This is a genomic window from Aestuariivirga sp. (genome assembly GCF_020252395.1).
Taxonomy (GTDB): domain Bacteria; phylum Pseudomonadota; class Alphaproteobacteria; order Rhizobiales; family Aestuariivirgaceae; genus Aestuariivirga.
Map to the genome: position 1 here is coordinate 323,721 of NZ_JADCDB010000002.1, position 18,498 is coordinate 342,218.

At 64.0% G+C, this 18,498-nt stretch carries 20 protein-coding genes; 17 read left to right on the plus strand and 3 right to left on the minus strand.

Annotated elements, in window-relative coordinates; all coding sequences use genetic code 11:
* Nucleotides 1–87: 87 nt before the first annotated feature.
* The 11 genes from lgt (at nt 88) to IOC82_RS02960 (ending at nt 9,774) form a co-directional block, all read left to right on the plus strand.
* Entirely contained in the window at nt 88–921 is an 834-nt protein-coding gene (gene lgt / locus IOC82_RS02910) for a prolipoprotein diacylglyceryl transferase (RefSeq protein WP_290544665.1), read from the plus strand.
* Nucleotides 908–1,957 (plus strand): SAM-dependent methyltransferase, encoded by a 1,050-nt coding sequence (locus tag IOC82_RS02915; RefSeq protein WP_290544666.1) that lies wholly within the window; start codon nt 908–910, stop codon nt 1,955–1,957. Before lgt ends, IOC82_RS02915 begins: the two co-directional genes overlap by 14 nt.
* Before the next feature lie 3 nt (nt 1,958–1,960).
* Nucleotides 1,961–2,722 carry a peptidoglycan editing factor PgeF gene (gene pgeF, locus IOC82_RS02920; protein WP_290544667.1) on the plus strand — a complete coding sequence of 254 codons (762 nt, stop codon included), beginning with the start codon at nt 1,961–1,963 and terminating at the stop codon, nt 2,720–2,722.
* Nucleotides 2,723–2,732: 10 nt separating this feature from the next.
* Nucleotides 2,733–3,884: a Xaa-Pro peptidase family protein gene (locus IOC82_RS02925; protein ID WP_290544668.1), complete on the plus strand. Its 1,152-nt coding sequence runs from the start codon at nt 2,733–2,735 to the stop codon at nt 3,882–3,884.
* Nucleotides 3,885–3,923: 39 nt separating this feature from the next.
* Nucleotides 3,924–5,147 carry a hypothetical protein gene (locus IOC82_RS02930; RefSeq protein WP_290544669.1) on the plus strand — a complete coding sequence of 408 codons (1,224 nt, stop codon included), beginning with the start codon at nt 3,924–3,926 and terminating at the stop codon, nt 5,145–5,147.
* A gap of 119 nt (nt 5,148–5,266) precedes the next feature.
* Nucleotides 5,267–6,199, plus strand: coding sequence for a ribose-phosphate pyrophosphokinase (locus IOC82_RS02935; protein WP_290544713.1), 933 nt, complete (start codon nt 5,267–5,269; stop codon nt 6,197–6,199).
* A gap of 155 nt (nt 6,200–6,354) precedes the next feature.
* Nucleotides 6,355–7,089 (plus strand): 50S ribosomal protein L25/general stress protein Ctc, encoded by a 735-nt coding sequence (locus IOC82_RS02940; RefSeq protein ID WP_290544670.1) that lies wholly within the window; start codon nt 6,355–6,357, stop codon nt 7,087–7,089.
* A 21-nt stretch (nt 7,090–7,110) separates the two neighbouring features.
* The gene (gene pth, locus IOC82_RS02945) at nt 7,111–7,713 is read left to right on the plus strand and encodes an aminoacyl-tRNA hydrolase (protein ID WP_290544671.1); all 603 of its coding nucleotides are present in this window, start codon (nt 7,111–7,113) and stop codon (nt 7,711–7,713) included.
* Nucleotides 7,713–8,810, plus strand: coding sequence for a redox-regulated ATPase YchF (ychF, locus tag IOC82_RS02950; protein WP_290544672.1), 1,098 nt, complete (start codon nt 7,713–7,715; stop codon nt 8,808–8,810). The genes pth and ychF overlap by 1 nt, the downstream gene beginning before the upstream one ends.
* Nucleotides 8,811–8,842: 32 nt before the next feature.
* The gene (locus tag IOC82_RS02955) at nt 8,843–9,298 is read left to right on the plus strand and encodes a MaoC family dehydratase (RefSeq protein WP_290544673.1); all 456 of its coding nucleotides are present in this window, start codon (nt 8,843–8,845) and stop codon (nt 9,296–9,298) included.
* Entirely contained in the window at nt 9,295–9,774 is a 480-nt protein-coding gene (locus IOC82_RS02960) for a MaoC family dehydratase (RefSeq protein ID WP_290544674.1), read from the plus strand. The genes IOC82_RS02955 and IOC82_RS02960 overlap by 4 nt, the downstream gene beginning before the upstream one ends.
* Nucleotides 9,775–9,793: 19 nt before the next feature.
* On the opposite strand, the gene IOC82_RS02965 is transcribed toward IOC82_RS02960, so the two are convergent.
* Nucleotides 9,794–10,339 (minus strand): adenine phosphoribosyltransferase, encoded by a 546-nt coding sequence (locus tag IOC82_RS02965; RefSeq protein WP_290544675.1) that lies wholly within the window; start codon nt 10,337–10,339, stop codon nt 9,794–9,796.
* Between the two features lie 14 nt (nt 10,340–10,353).
* Complete coding sequence (hemF, locus tag IOC82_RS02970) at nt 10,354–11,190, minus strand: oxygen-dependent coproporphyrinogen oxidase (RefSeq protein WP_290544676.1); 837 nt, start codon at nt 11,188–11,190, stop codon at nt 10,354–10,356.
* 185 nt (nt 11,191–11,375) lie between these two features.
* On the opposite strand from hemF, the gene IOC82_RS02975 reads away from it, so the two are divergent.
* The 5 genes from IOC82_RS02975 (at nt 11,376) to IOC82_RS02995 (ending at nt 17,413) form a co-directional block, all read left to right on the plus strand.
* Nucleotides 11,376–13,079, plus strand: a complete 1,704-nt coding sequence (locus IOC82_RS02975; protein ID WP_290544677.1) for a pilus assembly protein — start codon at nt 11,376–11,378, stop codon at nt 13,077–13,079.
* A 610-nt stretch (nt 13,080–13,689) separates the two neighbouring features.
* Nucleotides 13,690–14,277, plus strand: a complete 588-nt coding sequence (gene petA, locus IOC82_RS02980) for a ubiquinol-cytochrome c reductase iron-sulfur subunit (protein WP_290544678.1) — start codon at nt 13,690–13,692, stop codon at nt 14,275–14,277.
* A gap of 15 nt (nt 14,278–14,292) precedes the next feature.
* Entirely contained in the window at nt 14,293–15,594 is a 1,302-nt protein-coding gene (locus IOC82_RS02985; protein ID WP_290544679.1) for a cytochrome b/b6, read from the plus strand.
* Between the two features lie 16 nt (nt 15,595–15,610).
* Nucleotides 15,611–16,441, plus strand: a complete 831-nt coding sequence (locus IOC82_RS02990) for a cytochrome c1 (RefSeq protein ID WP_290544680.1) — start codon at nt 15,611–15,613, stop codon at nt 16,439–16,441.
* A 96-nt stretch (nt 16,442–16,537) separates the two neighbouring features.
* Nucleotides 16,538–17,413, plus strand: a complete 876-nt coding sequence (locus tag IOC82_RS02995; protein WP_290544681.1) for an S-methyl-5'-thioadenosine phosphorylase — start codon at nt 16,538–16,540, stop codon at nt 17,411–17,413.
* 13 nt (nt 17,414–17,426) lie between these two features.
* Here IOC82_RS02995 and IOC82_RS03000 read toward each other — a convergent pair whose 3' ends face one another.
* Nucleotides 17,427–18,020, minus strand: a complete 594-nt coding sequence (locus IOC82_RS03000; protein ID WP_290544682.1) for a DUF922 domain-containing protein — start codon at nt 18,018–18,020, stop codon at nt 17,427–17,429.
* Between the two features lie 258 nt (nt 18,021–18,278).
* Here IOC82_RS03000 and IOC82_RS03005 point away from each other — a divergent pair, with 258 nt between their 5' ends.
* A complete protein-coding gene (locus tag IOC82_RS03005) occupies nt 18,279–18,491 on the plus strand; it encodes a cold-shock protein (protein ID WP_111195722.1) in 213 nt (70 codons plus the stop codon).
* Nucleotides 18,492–18,498 lie beyond the last annotated feature (7 nt).

Genomic DNA, 18,498 nt, shown 5'->3' on the forward strand with positions numbered 1-18,498 from the left:
GGTCTGGCTGGAGAGTTCAAGATGCCGCGTCGCCGCGCCTCCGGGCCGCCTTGACGGGGCAGAGGCCAGCCCCCAGTGTCCGCCGCCATGAGTGTTCCGGGTCCTTTCGCCGTCCTCCCCTACCCGCATGTCGATCCGGTGATCGTCCAGTTCGGCCCCTTCGCTGTGCGCTGGTATGCGGTAGCCTATATCTTCGGTCTGGTCTTCGCCTCCTGGTACATGAAGCGGCTGGTCTCCACCCCCCGGTTGTGGGGCGATCGCAAGCCTTCCATGACGGCGCCGCAGGTCGACGATTTCTTCATCTGGTCCATCCTTGGCGTGGTGCTGGGCGGCCGTCTCGGCTACGTCCTGTTCTACAAGCCCCTGTTCTATGCCACACACCCGCTTGAGATCGTGAAGATGTGGGATGGCGGCATGTCCTTCCACGGCGGCTTCCTCGGCGTGGTGGTGGCCTGCCTCCTCTACGGGCGCTCGATCGGCTGCAGCCTCGACCGCATGCTGGACTTAGGCGCCGCCTCGGTGCCGGTGGGCCTCGGACTCGGGAGGCTGGCCAATTTCGTCAACGGCGAGCTCTGGGGCCGGCCGACGGACCTGCCCTGGGGCATCGTGTTCCCGCATGACGAACTGCAGGTTCCCCGCCACCCCAGCCAGTTGTACGAAGCCACGCTGGAGGGGTTCGTCCTGTTCCTCGCCGTGCGGATCGCCACCCACCGGTATGGCGCGCTGCAGCATCCGGGCCGGGCGTCGGGCATCTTCGCGCTGGTCTATGGCTTGTCGCGCATATTCGCCGAGTGCTTCCGTGAGCCTGATCAATTCCTCGGTTATTTCGGCGGCTTCCTCACCATGGGCATGATCCTGTCGCTGCCGCTCTGCGCCGTCGGCATCTGGCTGCTCCTCAGGTCGCGCCATGACCCCGCTTGAAAGCGTCCTCACTGACCTGATCGCGGCCGAGGGCCCGCTCCGGATCGACCGCTACATGGCCCTCTGCCTCGGCCACCCCCGCCACGGCTATTACATCACCCGCGATCCGCTGGGCGACCGGGGCGATTTCATCACCGCACCCGAGGTCTCCCAGGTCTTCGGCGAGCTGATCGGCATCTGGGCCGCCGGCGCCTGGGGTGCCATGGGCCCGCCCGAGGCCTTCAACCTCGTCGAGCTCGGCCCCGGCCGCGGCACCCTGATGGCCGACGTGCTGCGCACGGTGCGGAAGGCCGCGCCCGGCTTTGCCGCCGCGGCACGGGTCCATCTCGTCGAGACCAGCCCGGTCCTGCGCGCCAGGCAGCGTGAGCTGCTGGGCGAGGGCATCGCATGGCATGACCGGCTGGAGGACGTGCCCGAGGGCCCGATGATCCTCCTCGCCAACGAGTTCTTCGACGCGATCCCGATCCGCCAGTTCGAGCGCCGCGAGGGTGTTTGGCGCGAGCGGGTGATCGGCCTCACGGACGGCAAGCTCTCGCCCGGCGTGGGCGGCATCGTGCCGGGCACCATGGGCAAGGACGGCGACGTGATGGAATTCGCTCCCGCGCGCGACGAGATCGCGCGGCACATCGGCGAGCGGCTCGCGGCCCATGCGGGCGCCGCACTCGTCATCGACTATGGCCATCTCCACACTGCACCCGGGGATACGCTGCAGGCGATGCGCGCGCATCGCTTTGTGCCGGTGACCGAAGCGCCGGGCGAGGCGGACCTCACGTCCCATGTGGATTTCGAGAAGCTCGCTGCCGCGCTGCGCGATGGAGGCGCCGTGGCGCATCACGCAATGACCCAGCGCGGCTTCCTCATGGCCATGGGCCTCGGGCAGCGCATTGCGCAGCTTGCGCTCCGGGCGGACGAGGAAACCCGCGCAACGCTCGCCCGCCAAATGGCGCGGCTTGCGGATGAGGCGCAAATGGGTAACCTGTTCAAGCTGCTCTGCGCCACCTCGCCGGGCATGAGCACGCCTTACCCGTTCGGATGACCCATGATCGCAGCTGACGCACTCGCCCTCGACGGCATCAGGCACGGTTTCTTCACCCGGGAGGGCGGCCATTCCACGGGCCTGTTCTCGTCGCTGAACTGCGGCATGGGCTCCGGAGACAACAAGGAGACCGTCGCGAAAAATCGCGCCGTGGCGGCGGAGAGGCTCGGCGTTGCGCCCGATTGTCTGCTCTCCGCCTGGCAGATCCACAGCCCGGACGCGGTGGTGGTTTCGGCCCCGTGGGACGGCGAGGAGCGCCCGCGCGCCGATGCGCTGGTGACGAAGACAGCGGGGGTGGGCCTTGGCGTGCTCACCGCCGATTGCGGCCCCGTGCTCTTCGCCGATCCGAAGGCCAAGGTCATTGGCGCGGCGCATGCGGGCTGGAAGGGCGCCCTCGCCGGCGTCACCGCGCGCACGCTCGAGGTCATGGAAGGGCAGGGCGCCCGCCGCGCCGGCATTATCGCCGTGATCGGCCCGATGATTTCAAGGGCCGCCTATGAAGTCGGCCCCGACTTCCCCGGCCGTTTCATCGAGGCCGATGCGGACAACGCGCGCTACTTCACCGCTTCGCCACGCGCCGGGCATTACATGTTCGATTTGCCGGCCTATCTCGAGAACCGGCTGCGCGCGGAAGGTGTGGGCGCCGTCGTCAATCTGTCGCTCTGCACCTTCAGTGACGAGCAGCGCTTCTTCAGCTACCGCCGCGCCACGCACCGCAACGAGAAAGATTATGGCCGGCTCATCTCGGCCATCGCACTCACTTGAGGAACAGAGAATGGCACTGCATTTCGACCGCGCCGAATACGCCCGCCGCATCGAGGCGGCCATCGCCCAGATGGAGAGAGAGGGCCTCGACGGACTCCTCATGTTCCAGCAGGAGTCGATGTACTATCTCACGGGTTACGACACCTTCGGCTTCTGCTTCTTCCAGTGCCTTTATCTCGGGGCGGACGGCAAGCTCGCTCTCCTCACCCGCTCCGCCGATCTCAGGCAGGCGCAGCACACCTCGATCATCGACGACATCCGCATCTGGACCGACGCGGCAGGCGCAAATCCCGCGACCCAGCTGCGCGACATGCTCGAAAGCCTCGGCGCAAGGGGCAAGCGGCTGGGCGTCGAGAACCAGTCCTATGGCCTGACTCATGCTAACGGCAAGCAGCTCGATGCTGTGCTCGAGGGTTTCGCAAAGCTCTCCGACGCGAGTGAACTCGTGAACATGATCCGCGTGGTCAAGTCGCCCGCGGAACTCAAGTATGTGCGCAAGGCGGGCGAGCTCGGTGACGCGGCGCTGAAGGCCGCGGTAAGGAAGACCAAGGCCGGAGCGGACGAGGGCGAGATCCTCGCCGCGCAGCAGGGTGCCGTCTTCGCCGGTGGCGGCGATTACCCCGCCAACGAGTTCATCATCGGCTCGGGAAAGGACGCTCTGCTCTGCCGCTATAAGTCCGGCCGCCGCAAGCTGTCGAAGACGGACCAGCTCACCCTCGAATGGGCCGGTGTCTACCGTCACTATCATGCCGCTTTCATGCGCACCCTCATCATCGGCAAGCCGGCGAAGCAGCATTTCGCCATGGATGCGGCGGCCCGCGAAGCGCTCGCCGCGGTGGAGGAGCAGCTGGCGCCCGGCCGCACTGCGGGCGAGGTCTTCGCGGCGCACGCCCGCGTCATGGACGATCACGGCATGAAGGATCACCGTCTCAATGCCTGTGGCTATTCGCTGGGCGCCAAGTTCACGCCCTCGTGGATGGACAGCCCGATGTTCTACAAGGACAATCCCACGGTGATCGGTCCCGGCATGGTGTTCTTTGCCCACATGATCCTGATGAATTCTGAGGCAGGTGCTGCCTATTGCCTCGGGCGCACCTACATCATTGGGGAAAAGCGGTTGGAGCCCGTTTCAAAAGCCCCGTTGAAGATGATAATCCGATAGGCCATGGGTGCGTTGCGTGCGATCCGCGGGGGGAACGGGGTGCGGGGCTGGCTGGCCGCGATGCTCGCGTCTGTGTTCGCGGTTCTGCTCACCGCCTGCTCGGCGGGCTCGATCCTCACCGGCTCGGGGCCGCCGCCCAATGCCAATCCCAAGGGAAAGACGGTGCCGCCCGTCGCCTACCAGCAGATTGCCGGCATCCCGCCTGACAAGCTCACCGTGTTCAAGCAGTCGCTGGCAACCGCCGGCGGCCGGCATGATATCGGCTTCGTCGAAGGCAATCTCGGCGCGGGCATGTTCAGCCTTGGCGGCTCGATCCGCGCGATTCCGGGCAATGCCGGGGTGCGCGTCGTCTATGAATGGCAGTTCCGCGATGCCGACGGCGTGCTGATCGACACACTGACCGGCGAAGACAATGCCGGCGTCTATTCCGGCCCCGACCCGTGGGGCGCGGTGACGCCCGACGTGCTCGACCGCGTGGCGCGGCGCACGGCGGACCTGATGGCGCAGAGGCTGTCTTCCATGGGTTATGCCGCGCGGCTCGCCAGCCTGACGTCGCCGCCGCCGGAGCTGTTTGCGAGGGCGGGCCCGACGGCGGGCCGCCAGATCGACTTCGAGACCGTGCACGGCCCCGGCCTGGCCGAGATCGGCGCCACCCAGTTCGCCAATGCCGGCCAGGTGGTGGAGCACGAGGACATCGCGCCCTGGGTGGCCGCCGTGTCGCCCATCCCCGGCGAGGAGCTGATGCCGAAGGTCACCGTCTCGGATGACGGACGCGCGGCGGAGCCGCCTGTCGCCGAAGGTATGGGTGAGACGGCGCTCGCCGCGGCCGAGCCGGCGAAGACGCCGGAGGCAGAGCCCGCGAAGGAAGCAACGGCGGTTCCCGCCACGGCGAAGCCCGGCCAGCAGGCGATCCGCGCCGTGGCGGTTGTGCCGGTCAGGGGCTCGCCCGGCGGCGGCGACGCGGAACTGACCACCGCCATGCGCAAGGCCCTTTCCGAGGCGGGCTGGCCGGTGGTCAGCGAACCGCAGCCCGATGCGCTGACCATCGAGGGTCATGTGAAGCTCGTGGCGAAGGACGGCAAGACCCAGTCGGTGGCGCTGCGCTGGCTGGTGAAATCGCCCGCCGGCAAGGTGCTGGGCGATGTGAAGCAAGCCAATGACGTGCCGGCAGGCTCGCTCGACGCGGGCTGGGGCGGAGCCGCCGCGGCGGTGGCCGGGGCCGCCGCGACGGGCATCTTCGACGTGGTCAAGCGCTATCGCTGAAGCGAGGCTTTTCCCATAAGCGGGCGCTATGGCCGCATCAGCGAAATGCCCCTTTGCATCGTGTCATGCGGTTGTTATAGACCCCTGCATCCGGGGCGGATCAAGGGACTTGGGGCATGATGAAGATCGTGGCAGGCAACAGCAACCGGCCACTGGCTGAGGGCATTTGTTCCTATTTGAACACGCCGATCACACAGGCGGTGGTGAAGCGCTTCAACGACATGGAAATCTTCGTCGAGATCCAGGAGAATGTCCGCGGCCAGGACATGTTCGTGGTGCAGTCGACCTCGTTTCCGGCCAACGACCACCTGATGGAACTCCTGATCATCATCGACGCGCTGAAGCGGGCGTCCGCCAAGCGCGTGACCGCGGTGATCCCCTATTTCGGCTATGCCCGGCAGGACCGCAAGACCGGATCGCGCACGCCGATCTCCGCCAAGCTCGTCGCCAACCTCATCACCCGCGCGGGGGCGGACCGCGTGCTGACCATGGACCTCCACGCCAATCAGATCCAGGGCTTCTTCGACATCCCGACCGACAATCTCTTCGCCGGCCCCGTGATGGTGCGCGACATCAAGAACCACCTCGACGTCGCCAACACCGTCACCGTCTCGCCGGACGTCGGCGGCGTGGTGCGCGCCCGGGCGCTGGCCAAGCGCCTCGACACGCCCTTGGCCATCGTCGACAAGCGCCGCGAGCGTGCGGGTGAATCGGAAGTAATGAACATCATCGGCGACGTGAAAGCCAAGTCCTGCATCCTGATCGACGACATCGTCGACTCCGGCGGCACGCTGGTGAACGCCGCGGAAGCGCTTCTGGCCCAGGGCGCGAAGGACGTGACCGCTTATATCACCCACGGCGTGCTCTCGGGCGGAGCGGTTTCGCGCATCACCAATTCGAAGTTGAAGGAGCTGGTGATCACCGACTCGATCCAGCCCACCGAAGCCGTGAAGGTCGCCCGCAACATCCGCTGCATCCCCATCGCCCCGCTGATCGGCGAGGCCATCGGCCGCACCAACCGCGAAGAGAGCGTGTCAAGCCTGTTCGAGTAACGTTCCATGGCTGGCAGCCCTCATCCGGCCCCGTTCCGCAGGCCCCGCGGCCCCCTTGCCCGCACCTTCCCCTTCCGTTATAGCCCCCGCCGTCCGACCGGCTCGTTCACCCCTGGAGGAAGTCCGGGCGGATCAATCATACTCAGGAGACTAACATGTCCAAGATCGTGCAGCTCAAGGCCGCCACGCGCGCCCGGGCAGGCAAGGGGGCCTCTCGCGCAGTCCGCCGTACCGGCCTCATTCCCGGTGTCGTCTATGGCGACCGCCAAGAACCCCAGCTTATCTCGCTCACCTACGGCGACGTGCTCCCCCATATCGAGACCGGCCGTTTCCTCTCGACGCTGATCGACCTCGAGGTTGACGGCCAGACCGTGCGCGCCATTCCGCGCGACGTGCAGTTCGAGCCGGTGCGCGACTTCATCGTCCACGTCGACTTCCTCCGCCTTGGCAAGGATGCCCGCGTGCGCGTCAACGTGCCCGTGCATTTCAAGGGCCAGGACGTGTCCCCCGGCATCAAGCAGGGCGGCGCGCTCAACATCGTGTCGCACACGGTGGCGCTGTCGTGCACGGCGAACCTCATCCCGGACGAGATCGCCGTCGATGTCTCGGCGATGCAGATCGGCCAGTCGATCCATCTTTCCGACATCAAGCTGCCCGAGGGCGTGAAGTCTGCCGTGACGGAGGACGTGACGCTCTGCGCCGTCACCGCCCAGGCCAAGGAAGAGGAAGCCCCGGCGGAGGCCGCCGCGGCTGAAGTGCCGGCGACCAACCAGAAGGCTCCGGCTGCTGCCGCGGCTGCCGCTCCGGCCAAGGGTGCGGCTCCGGCCAAGGGTGCTGCCCCTGCCAAGGGCGCAGCGCCTGCCGCTGCCGCTCCGGCCAAGAAGAAGTAATCTTCTCAGCAAGAGGGCCAGATGCACCTCATCGTGGGGCTCGGCAATCCGGGCTCCAAATATCAGGGCAACCGGCACAATATCGGCTTCATGGCGGTGGACGAGATCGTCCGCCGCCATGGCTTTTCGCCGTGGAGGAAGCGCTTCCAGGGCGAAACCTCGGAAGGGCTGATGGGAGCTGATAAAGTGCTGCTCCTCAAGCCCCAGACCTACATGAACGAAAGTGGCCGGTCGGTGGGCGAGGCGATGCGCTTCTTCGACATCGATCCGTCACGGGTTATCGTGCTCTATGACGAGTTGGACCTTGAGCCCGGCAAGGTGAGGGTCAAGCTCGGCGGCGGGGCGGCGGGCCACAACGGCATCCGCTCGATGATCGCGCATTGCGGCCCGCATTTCGTCCGTGTGCGGATGGGCATCGGCCACCCGGGCCACAAGGAACTTGTGCACGGCTATGTGCTGAGCGACTTCGCCAAGGCCGACCGCGCCTGGTTGGAGCCGCTCCTGACGGCCACCGCCGGCAACATGCCGCTTCTCGTCAGGGGCGGGGAAGGCTCATTCCAGAACAAGGTGCATCTGGCGCTCAATCCAGCTCCAGAGAAGCCCGCAAAGAAGGCAGAGAACTGATGGGTTTCAAGTGCGGCATCGTGGGCCTCCCCAACGTCGGCAAGTCCACGCTCTTCAACGCGCTGACGCAGACCGCGGCGGCCCAGGCGGCGAATTATCCCTTCTGCACCATCGAGCCCAATGTGGGCGACGTGGCGGTGCCCGACCCGCGGCTTGACGTGCTGGCGAAGATCGCAGGGAGCGCCCAGATCATCCCCACGCGCCTCACCTTCGTCGATATCGCGGGCCTGGTGCGCGGCGCGTCCCAGGGTGAGGGGCTGGGCAACCAGTTCCTTGCCAATATCCGCGAGACGGACGCCATCGCGCATGTCGTGCGCTGCTTCGAGGATGGCGACATCACGCATGTCGAAGGCAAGATCGACCCCATCGCCGACATCGAGACCATCGAGACCGAGCTGATGCTGGCCGACCTCGACTCGCTCGAAAAGCGCATCGTCAACATCGAGAAGAAGGCCAAGCAGGGCGACAAGGAAGCGAGGGAACTCGCCGGCCTGATGGGCCGCGCCCTCACCCTGCTGCGCGACGGCAAGCCCGCCCGCCTCGTCGAGCGCTCGGCGGAAGAGGAAAAGGCCTTCCGTGGCCTCGGCCTGCTCTCCTCCAAGCCCGTGCTCTATGTCTGCAACGTGGAAGAATCCTCGGCTGACAAGGGCAATGAGTTCTCGGCCCGCGTGTTCAAGCGCGCGGCGGAAGAGAATTCGGTGGCCGTCGTCGTCTCCGCCCAGATCGAATCCGAGATCGCCGTCATGGCGCCGCAGGACCAGAAGGATTTCCTCGATGCCGTGGGCCTCGCGGAGCCGGGCCTCAACCGCGTGATCCGCGCGGGCTATGATCTTCTCCACCTCGTCACCTATTTCACCGTGGGTCCGAAAGAGGCGCGCGCCTGGACGATCACCAAGGGCACCAAGGGCCCGGCGGCGGCGGGCGTGATCCATACCGATTTCGAAAAGGGCTATATCCGCGCCGAGACCATTGCATATGAGGACTATGTGTCCGGCAATGGCGAAGCGGGCGCGCGCGAGGCGGGCAAGTTCCGGCTGGAAGGCAAGGACTATGTCGTCAAGGACGGCGACGTCATGCATTTCCGGTTCAATACGTAATTGGGGCCGGCGTCGGCCAGAGGGAGGCGCAATTGACGTCCGGCCTGCTGCATTATGAAGACTTCCCCGAAGGGCATGTCATTACCTTCGGCACCTATCACCTGTCGAAGGACGAGGTGATCGCCTTTGCGCAGGAATGGGACCCGCAACCCTTCCATGTCGACGAGGCGGAGGCCGAACGTTCCGTGCTCGGAGGATTGGCCGCTTCCGGCTGGCAGTCCTTCGCCATTCTGATCCGCCTGTCGGTCGAGGGCTATGCCAATCGCTCTGCCGCCATGGCGTCGAACTCCATGGAGGAAGGCCGCTGGCTGAAGCCCGTTCTGGCCGGCGAGACGCTCACCGGCCGTGCCACGGTTCTCTCGCGCCGCGTCTCCGCCAAGCGGCCGGAGATGGGAATCCTCAAGATGAAATTCGAATTGTTCAATACCGAAGGCGAGCTTAAGGGCGACATCATCGGCATCCAGTTCATGAAGGTCAGGCATCCATGATCGGGCTGTGGCTGGAAGAGATCGAGATCGGCCAGGTGGTCGACCTCGGCACGCACCACTTCACCAGGGAGGCGATCATCGCCTTCGCGACGCAATATGACCCGCAGCCCTTCCACCTGAGCGATGAGGGCGGCCGCAATGGCCCCTTCGGCGTGCTCTCGGCCAGCGGCTGGCACACGGGTGCTGCCTGGATGAAGTGTTATGTGGCAACCAACCAGAGAGCCGAGGCTGAGATTCGCGCGCAGGGCCGGGAGCCTGCGGTGCTGGGGCCGTCGCCCGGCTTCAACAACCTGCGCTGGCTGAAGCCGGTGACGCCGGGCGACACGATTTCGTGCCGCACCACGGTGACGGGCAAGCGCGAACTCAACTCGCGCCCCGGCTGGGGCTTGGTGTTTGCGATGAACGAGGGCTTCAACCAGAAGGGCGAACTGGTGTTTTCCTTCGAAGGCAAGGTGCTGACGCCGGGAAGGCCCTGATGTCTTCTCCCGCCTGACATCAATGCCCCTCGAAGCTCACCAGCGTGTGAACCTTTACGCCCTTGGCCTTCAGCTTCGCCGCACCGCCGAGCTCGGGCAGGTCGATCACGAAGGCGGCGGACACCACTTCGCCGCCGGATTTGCGGATCAGGTCGATCGCGGCGCCCGCCGTGCCGCCGGTGGCGATCAGGTCGTCGACCAGCAGCACGCGGTCGCCCTTCGAGATTGCATCGGCATGCATCTCGATGGTGTCGACGCCGTATTCCAGAGCATAGTCCTGCCCGATGACGCGCGAGGGCAGCTTGCCCTTCTTGCGGATGGGGATGAAGCCGCGGCCCAGATTGTGCGCCACCGCGCCGCCGAGGATGAAGCCGCGCGCCTCGATCCCCGCAACATAGTCGATCTCGCCCCTAAGGAAAGGCCAGGCCAGCTCGTCCACCGCGGCGCGGAAGCCATGCAGGTTGGAGAGCAGCGTGGTGATGTCGCGGAACATCACCCCGGGCTTGGGATAGTCCGGAATGGTGCGGATGTAGCGCTTGATGTCGAAACCGTTGCGCAGGTCCATGGGGCTGTTCTTCCTCAGGGCCACTTCACGACAGGCGGCATGGAGGAGAGGATCGACTCGACGTTTCCTCCCGTCTTCAGCCCGAAGATCGTGCCGCGGTCATAGAGCAGGTTGTATTCCACATAACGGCCGCGGCGGACGAGCTGCTCCTCGCGGTCATCCTCCGTATACGGCATATTCATGTTCCGGCGAACCAGCTCCGGATAGACCTTTAGAAAGGCCAGCCCGACATCCTTGGTGAAGGCGAAATCCTTCTCCCAGCCGCCCGAGTTAAAGTGGTCATAGAAGATGCCGCCGATGCCGCGCGGCTCATTCCGGTGCGGCAGGAAGAAATACTCGTCGCACCACTTTCTAAACTTGGCGTAATCCGCCACCTCGTGCGCGTCGCAGGCGGCCTTCATGGCGGCGTGGAAATCGGTCGAATCCGGATGGTCCTGCACCCGGCGGCGGTCCAGCACCGGGGTGAGGTCAGCCCCGCCGCCGAACCAGGTTTTGGTCGTCACGATGAAGCGGGTGTTCATGTGGACGGCCGGGACGAAGGGGTTCCGGGGGTGGACGATCAGCGAGATGCCGGAGGCCCAGAAGCGCGGGTCCTCCTCGGCGCCGGGGATCTGCTTGCGGAACTCGGGCGAGAATTCCCCGTGCACGGTTGACGTATGGACACCCGCCTTTTCGAGCACCTTGCCGTGCAGCATGGACATCACGCCGCCGCCGCCGTCCGGCCGTTCCCAGGCCTTACGTTCGAACAAGGGGCCCCCCTCGATCTCCTCCAACGCCCGGCAAATGCGGTCCCGGAGGGTTTCGAACCAGCGGCGGGCGGCGTCCTGGCGGGCGGAGAGGGTGTCGGTCATCTTCGATTCCTGCATTTGCCCCGCAAGCTTAGCACCTGCAGCGGCGGGCTGAACAGCGCAGGCGAGGAACCGGTGGAAGGAGCGTATTGATAACTTTTAGGTGAATGTTGTTGCGTTCAGCTTGGTGGCTATGTTATCCTAAGGAGAATGTAATGATGAGATAATCATTGTTGGGGGATAGTTTGATGAAGCGGAACAGTCAGAAAAAGCGGAACAGGCAGAGCGAGAAAGGAGCAGTCGCAGTTTTGACCGCGGCATTGCTCATGGGCGCTGTGATGGCGACTGCCGCGGCGGTGGACATCGGCAAGGCCATGTATGTGCGCAGCAACCTGCAGAAGGCGGTGGATTCCGCGGTAAAGGCCGCGGCTGTCGATTCCATCGTCGAGACAACCGGCGTAACCGATGAACAGATTACCGAACAGCTGCGAAAGACAGCGAAAGCCTATATCAGCGCCAACGCCCTTTCCCCATCGACCAGCGGTTACGGACTGGTGGATTACGACCTGAATAAGGCCAGTGATTTCTCCGCCGTTTACACCCCGGCCGATCCGAACAATGCGAATGTAGGTGACGAGGATACCGTCTCCGTCACCCTCAAGGGCTCGGTGCCGGTGACGTTTTACAAGATGTTCGCCTCCGCAATTCCAGTTACTGTCACCAGCACCGCCAAGCGCCCGCGCCCGTCGCCGGTCGAACTTGTGATCGCATTGGACGCGACTTCGTCCATGGGCGACCCGCTCACTACAAATCCACCCGTCACCAAGTTGGCCGCTCTGAAGACTGCCGCCAAGAATTTGGTTGACCAGTTGATGAAGTGGGATAACGTCAAGATTGGTCTTGTCCCTTTCTCCGGCTTCATCAGGATCAACAGTTCGACATCCTCCTATTTCAACGCCACGAGCCAGACTTCTCTTCAGAAGTGGCTGACCTTCACCCCAAGGACCCCATACTCCCAAAAAACCATAACCGTAACGGAAAATCAATGTCAAGGTTGGACGGCAACTAACTGCAAGACCGTCACAACCACCACTTGGTGCTATAAGGACGGCATCCCTTATTCTTGCACCCACACTTCTACCCAGTGCACCAATGTCTGCACGGGGGGGTGGAAGCAAGTGACCTACACCAAGGTGATTACCACCAATCCAGAAACTTGGTATGGTTGTTTGTGGTACCGCCAGCCGCCGGAGAGCACCACGATCGTCAACACCGTGGCGAAGCCGTATTATGGCATGTGGAACAACAATAATTGCGGAACGGCCGTTACCGATCTCGTTTCCTCGACGGACACCTTCACCGTTAACAATCAACAGGTGAAAGCGCCAGATTGGCTGAAGGCGAGGATCGACGCGCTGGCGTTGCATACGTCCGGGTTGACCTACATTCCCGCCGGCTTGGTCTGGGCTTGGAACATGCTCACCACGGAAACCACGACGCCCGGTGGCACTGTGATCGATAACGACTATCCGCTGAACTCGGGTTTTACGTCCGCGCAGGTCAAACTCAGAGATGTTCGAAAATCGCTGGTGCTGATTACCGATGGCGAGAACACCGGCTTTCCCGTAAAGGCTAACAACCTTTTCGACAGCATGGATATGATATGGAAAATGTCCTACACGCCTGCCCAGCGGCAAGCTAATCTCAAACGGTCCGAAGATGACACGAAGGCGGTTTGCGCAAACGTCAAAAACAGCAAGATCGCAATCTATGTGGTCGCTCTGCAGGTGGATCCGACCAGCAGTTACTACGCCTTGTTGCGGGATAATTGCGCCAGCGGCTCAGTGGCAAACAAGTCTGACTTCTTTTTCGACGTGACGACTGCCGCAGACTTGAATAACGCTTTCAAGAAGATCGGGGCCGCCCAGGCTTACAATACCATCACGAAGTAGCAACTAACGGCGCCTCGCCCGTGCTGATGGCATAGGCGGGCGCAGCGTTGAGCGAGCGCAGTCCTCACCGCATGGGGACGATCACCCGGGCCTCAACACCCGGGTGATTATGTTTACCAATACTAGGCTCTCGCGTCCTGTCGGGATAAGATCGTGCGTTCTGAATGCGAAGCCGCAGACGGGAAAGCTTGCCGTGGTGGTCATCAGAAAGCTTCGCCGTCGCGCGCTGGCGCGACGGCAGTCCCCTGAAGACGCATCCGTCACCAGGGCCGCCTTGTCGAGGTATTCCATGCCGGCCCGGCGGAACCGTGGATCGCTCAGCACGACGCCGGCGGACCCGATGATGCGGCAGGTTAGGCCGAAATCGGCGCACATCCCTCAGGATGGTTGCGGCATTGAGGCGATGTCCGGCTGTTGGAGCGCGATTTCGGGCGTTTTACGTCCAGTTCCGGGGCCTTGCGTGCGCCCTGCATTGCCTGCCGACTGCGACACTTGATGGCTAGACTTATTTTTGGCGCAATGCCAAAAGGTCGCGGGTTTGAGCGCCGGGGAATGCCGTGCCGTATATCTCTCTGTACGGTCCGGCGCGGCAACAAAAGGAAGAAGAGACGTGTCCACAGCGGAACATGCGGAAACCAACCGGCGCGATTTTCTTTATATCGCCACCGGATCGGTGGCGGCCGTCGGCGCAGCGCTGGCGGTTTGGCCATTCATCAACCAGATGAACCCCGACGCCTCGGTGCTGGCGCTGGCATCGGTCGAGGTCGATCTCGCCCCCATCGCCGAAGGCCAGGAAATCACCATCAAATGGCGCGGCAACCCGGTGTTCATCCGCCACCGGCTGCCCGCCGAAATCGAGGCCGCCGGCAAGGTGGCCGTGAGCGACCTCAAGGACCCGCTGGCCCGCAACGCCAACCTTCCCGATGGCGACCCCGCGACCGGCGCCAACCGCGTGGTGGGCGGCAAGGAACAGTATCTCGTGATGATGGGCGTGTGCACCCACCTGGGCTGCGTGCCGATCGGCAACGAGGGCGAGTATGCGGTGGTGGAGGGCAATGTGAAGCACGGCGGCTGGTTCTGCCCCTGCCACGGCTCCAATTATGACACCGCCGGCCGCATCCGCAAAGGCCCGGCGCCCGAGAACCTGCACATTCCGCAATATGCCTATCTCTCCGACACCAAGATCCGCATCGGCTAAGAAGGACCAACCTCAATGAGCGGACACGCATCGAATTACCAGCCCAAGTCGGCCTTCGGCAAGTGGTTCCACGAGCGCCTTCCCATCATGGACATGGTGCAGGGCCAGGCGCTGGATTTCCCCACCCCGAAGAACCTGAACTACTTCTGGACCTTCGGCGGCATTCTGGCCGTCATGCTGGTCATCCAGATCGTCACCGGCGTGGTGCTCGTCATGCACTACACGCCGCATGTCGACATGGCCTTCAACTCCGTCGAGCACATCATGCGGGACGTGAACTCGGGCTGGCTCTTGCGTTACATGCACGCCAATGGCGCGTCGATGTTCTTCATCGCCGTGTACATCCATATGTTCCGCGGCATGTATTACGGCTCCTACAAGGCGCCGCGCGAAGTACTGTGGATGATCGGCGTGCTGATCTATCTCGTGATGATGGCCACCGCCTTCATGGGCTATGTGCTGCCCTGGGGCCAGATGTCGTTCTGGGGCGCCAAGGTCATCACCAATTTGTTCTCGGCAATTCCCTTCGTCGGCGACTCGCTCACCACCATGCTGTGGGGCGGCTACTCGGTGGACAATCCGACGCTGAACCGCTTCTTCTCGCTGCACTACCTGCTGCCCTTCGTGATCGCCGGTCTCGTTGTCCTGCACATCTGGGCGCTGCATGTGGTCGGCAACAACAATCCGACCGGCGTGTCGGTGAAGAGCCCGCAGGATACGGTCCCCTTCAGCCCCTATTACACGGTGAAGGACGCCTTCGCGATCGTCATCTTCCTGATGTTCTACGCGGCCTGGGTCTTCTTCGCGCCGAACTACCTCGGCCACGCCATAAACTACCAGGAAGCGAACCCGCTGGTGACGCCCGCGCATATCGTGCCGGAGTGGTATTATCTGCCGTTCTACGCGATCCTGCGCGCCATCCCCGACAAGCTCGGCGGAGTCATCGCCATGTTCGGCTCGATCCTCATCCTGTTCGCGCTTCCGTGGCTCGACACCTCGAAGGTGCGCTCGGGCAATTACCGGCCGATCTTCAAGCAGTTCTTCTGGCTGTTCGTGCTCAACTGCATCATCCTGGGCTTCGCCGGCTCGGGCGCGCCGGACAATTACTTCCTGAGCCACGAGGCGGCCCCGCCGGATCAGTGGGCGCTGACCTACAAGCTGGTGGGCCAGATATCCACGGCCTACTACTTTGCGCACTTCCTCGTGATCCTGCCGCTGCTCGGCCTGCTCGAGACGCCCAAACCGCTGCCCGCGTCAATCTCCGACGCGGTGCTCGCGAAGAACCATCCGTCCACGGTTGCCGTGCCTGCCGAGTGATCTGGGGGAAATGACAATGACCTTACTCAAGACACTCGCCATTGCGGCGGCGGGCCTCGTGCTGTCGCTGGGCGCGGCACAGGCCGCCGAAGGCCAGAAGACCGCCAAGGACATCAGCTTCAGCTTCGAATGGCCCTTTGGCCACTTCGACCGCGCGCAGCTGCAGCGGGGCTACAAGGTTTACAAGGAAGTCTGCGCCAATTGCCACGCCATGCACCAGATGAGCTTCCGCAACCTGTCCCAGCCGGGCGGGCCAGAGTTCTCGGATGAGCAGGTGAAGGCGCTCGCTGCCAGCTTCCAGGTGCAGGATGGCCCGAACAATGACGGCGAGATGTTCGAGCGCCCGGGCCTGCCGTCCGACCGCTTCCCCTCGCCCTTCCCCAACGAACAGGCGGCGCGCGCGGCCAATGGCGGCGCCTATCCGCCGGACCTGTCGCTCATCACCAAGTCGCGCCCCGGCTGGTACGGCACCATCAACCAGCTGATCAACGGCATCGGCGGCCCGCAGTATGTCTATTCGGTGCTCACCGGCTACACGCCGGATGACCAGCTGACGGAGGAGCTCAAGAAGGAGCAGCCCGAGGGCAAGTATCACAACCCTTACTTTGCCAATGGCCCATGGATCGGCATGGCGCCGCCCCTGTCGGACGACCAGGTGACCTTCGACGACGGCACACCCAGCACGGTCGACCAGATGTCGCGCGACGTATCCGCCTTCCTTGCCTGGGCGGCGGAACCGAAGATGGAGGAGAGGAAGCGCACCGGATTCATGGTCCTGATCTTCCTTGGCGTGCTCGCTCTGCTGCTGTATCTCAGCATGAAGAAGGTGTGGGCGAAGGTCCACTGATCTTCCGGACGAATGGTGAAAGGCCCGGGCGCGCGTCCCGGGCCTTTTCGTTTTGGCCGGTCTGGGGCATCCTCTGCCAGTCAGGAGGAGCGGTTCATGGCGGCATCGGTTCTGGGCATCATCGGCGGTTCGGGCATCTATGACCTCCCCATGGACGACGCCCGCTGGGAGACAATCGCCTCGCCCTGGGGCGAGCCGTCGGACGCTGTGCGCCGTGGCGAGATCGACGGATTGCCCGTGGTCTTCCTGCCGCGCCATGGCCGGGGGCACGTCTATTCGCCGTCCTCCATTAACTACCGCGCCAACATCGACATCATGAAGCGGGCAGGGGTGACGGACCTCTATTCGCTCTCTGCCGTGGGCTCGCTCGACATCGGCCTGCCGCCGGGCACCTTCGTGCTTGTCGACCAGTTCATCGACCGCACCTTTGCGCGCGAGAAGAGCTTCTTCGGCACCGGCTGCGTGGGCCACGTGCCCTTCTCGCACCCGGTTTCGCCGGTGCTGCAGGACATTGCCGAGGCGGCTCTGAAGGCCGAGGGCATCGCTCATGCGCGCGGCGGCGTCTACATCGTGATGGAGGGGCCACAGTTCTCTACGCTGGCCGAGTCGCAGCTCTACCGCAACTGGGGCGCCAGCGTGATCGGCATGACCAACATGCCGGAGGCGAAGCTCGCGCGCGAGGCGGAAATCAGCTACTGCACCGTCGCCATGGTCACCGATTACGACTGCTGGCACGAGGAGCACGGCGCGGTGGATGTCGCCAAGGTGATCGAGGTGCTGAAGGCCAATTCCGGCAATGCCACGCGCCTGATGGCGCGCATTGCGAAGGAGTTCCCGCGCCAGCATCCGCCATGCCCGGCAGGCTCCGACCGCGCGCTGGACTTCGCCGTCATGACGGCGCCCGGGAAGCGCGATCCGCGGCTCCTCGCGAAGCTCGATGCCGTTGCCGGCCGCGTGCTGAAAGGCGCTTAAGGGCGCCGGGCGGTCAGTCGCCGCGCATGACGCGTTGCATGAAGGGCTGCGCCAGGAGCTCGCCGCGCTGCTCCCGGTCGAAATTCGTTTGCAGCCTGTCGCACTTTGCCTGCATGTTGCGCCACAGCTTCTCTGTCTTGCGGGCCGTGGACTTGCAGTTGGGCGCCTTGATGGACATCACCGCGTGGTCCAGTTCCGCCGCGCAACCAAGCCACAGATCGATATGCTGCAATTCATGGGCCTTGAGGAAGACGGAGAACTGCTGCCACAAGGCGCGGTCCTTCGGACGCAGGGCCTGCAGCTTCGAGGGCCGCGGGAGCTGCACCACGAAACGGAAACTGAGGCGATGCTCGGTGACCCGGCAGGTGGACCCATCCTGGAGCATGCTGTAGCTCTGCACGCCGCGCACCGACGTGGCGGCGATCGCCTTCACGGCCGCGACCGTCGGCCCCCGGGCCAGGATAGAGCGGTAGATTTCGGCGGGTGTGCGGCCGTTCACGGCATAGGTGGTGAATTCCGTGCTGTGCCGGGTGCCGGCAGCCGCAGGAGAAGGGGCGGCTGCCAGAACGCCCGCAGCCGCGGCACAAAGGGCAAGAGAACGAATCATTTCCACGTCTTAGACCATAAGTGGTAGCCCCGCCTGCCGCGAGGGGCCCTCTTGCGGATAACGCATAGGTGGCTCATAATCAAATCTGTCCGGGCGGCAAGTCCGGATGTCGGCTATGCGGTTCAACTGATCAAGACCCGTATCCCCGTTCCGGGGAAAGTGCCTTTCCGTTGTTGCGCGGCTGAGGCCAGTCCGGCGCCGCCTCGCAGGCGGCGGCGGCCGGCGTCAAGAAAAGACTGGATGAGGGACGCTGTTTCGATGCGCCAGAACGGCACTGTCAAGTTTTTCAACCAAGCGAAGGGCTACGGGTTTATTTCGCCGGAGGGCGGCGGCAAGGATGTGTTCGTGCATATCACGGCCGTGCAGCGCTCCGGCATCCCCGAACTCTCGGAAAACATGAAGATCAGCTTCGAGGTTCAGCCGGACAAGAAGGGCCGCGGCCCCCAGGCCGTGAACCTGCAGATCGACTGATGTTCGG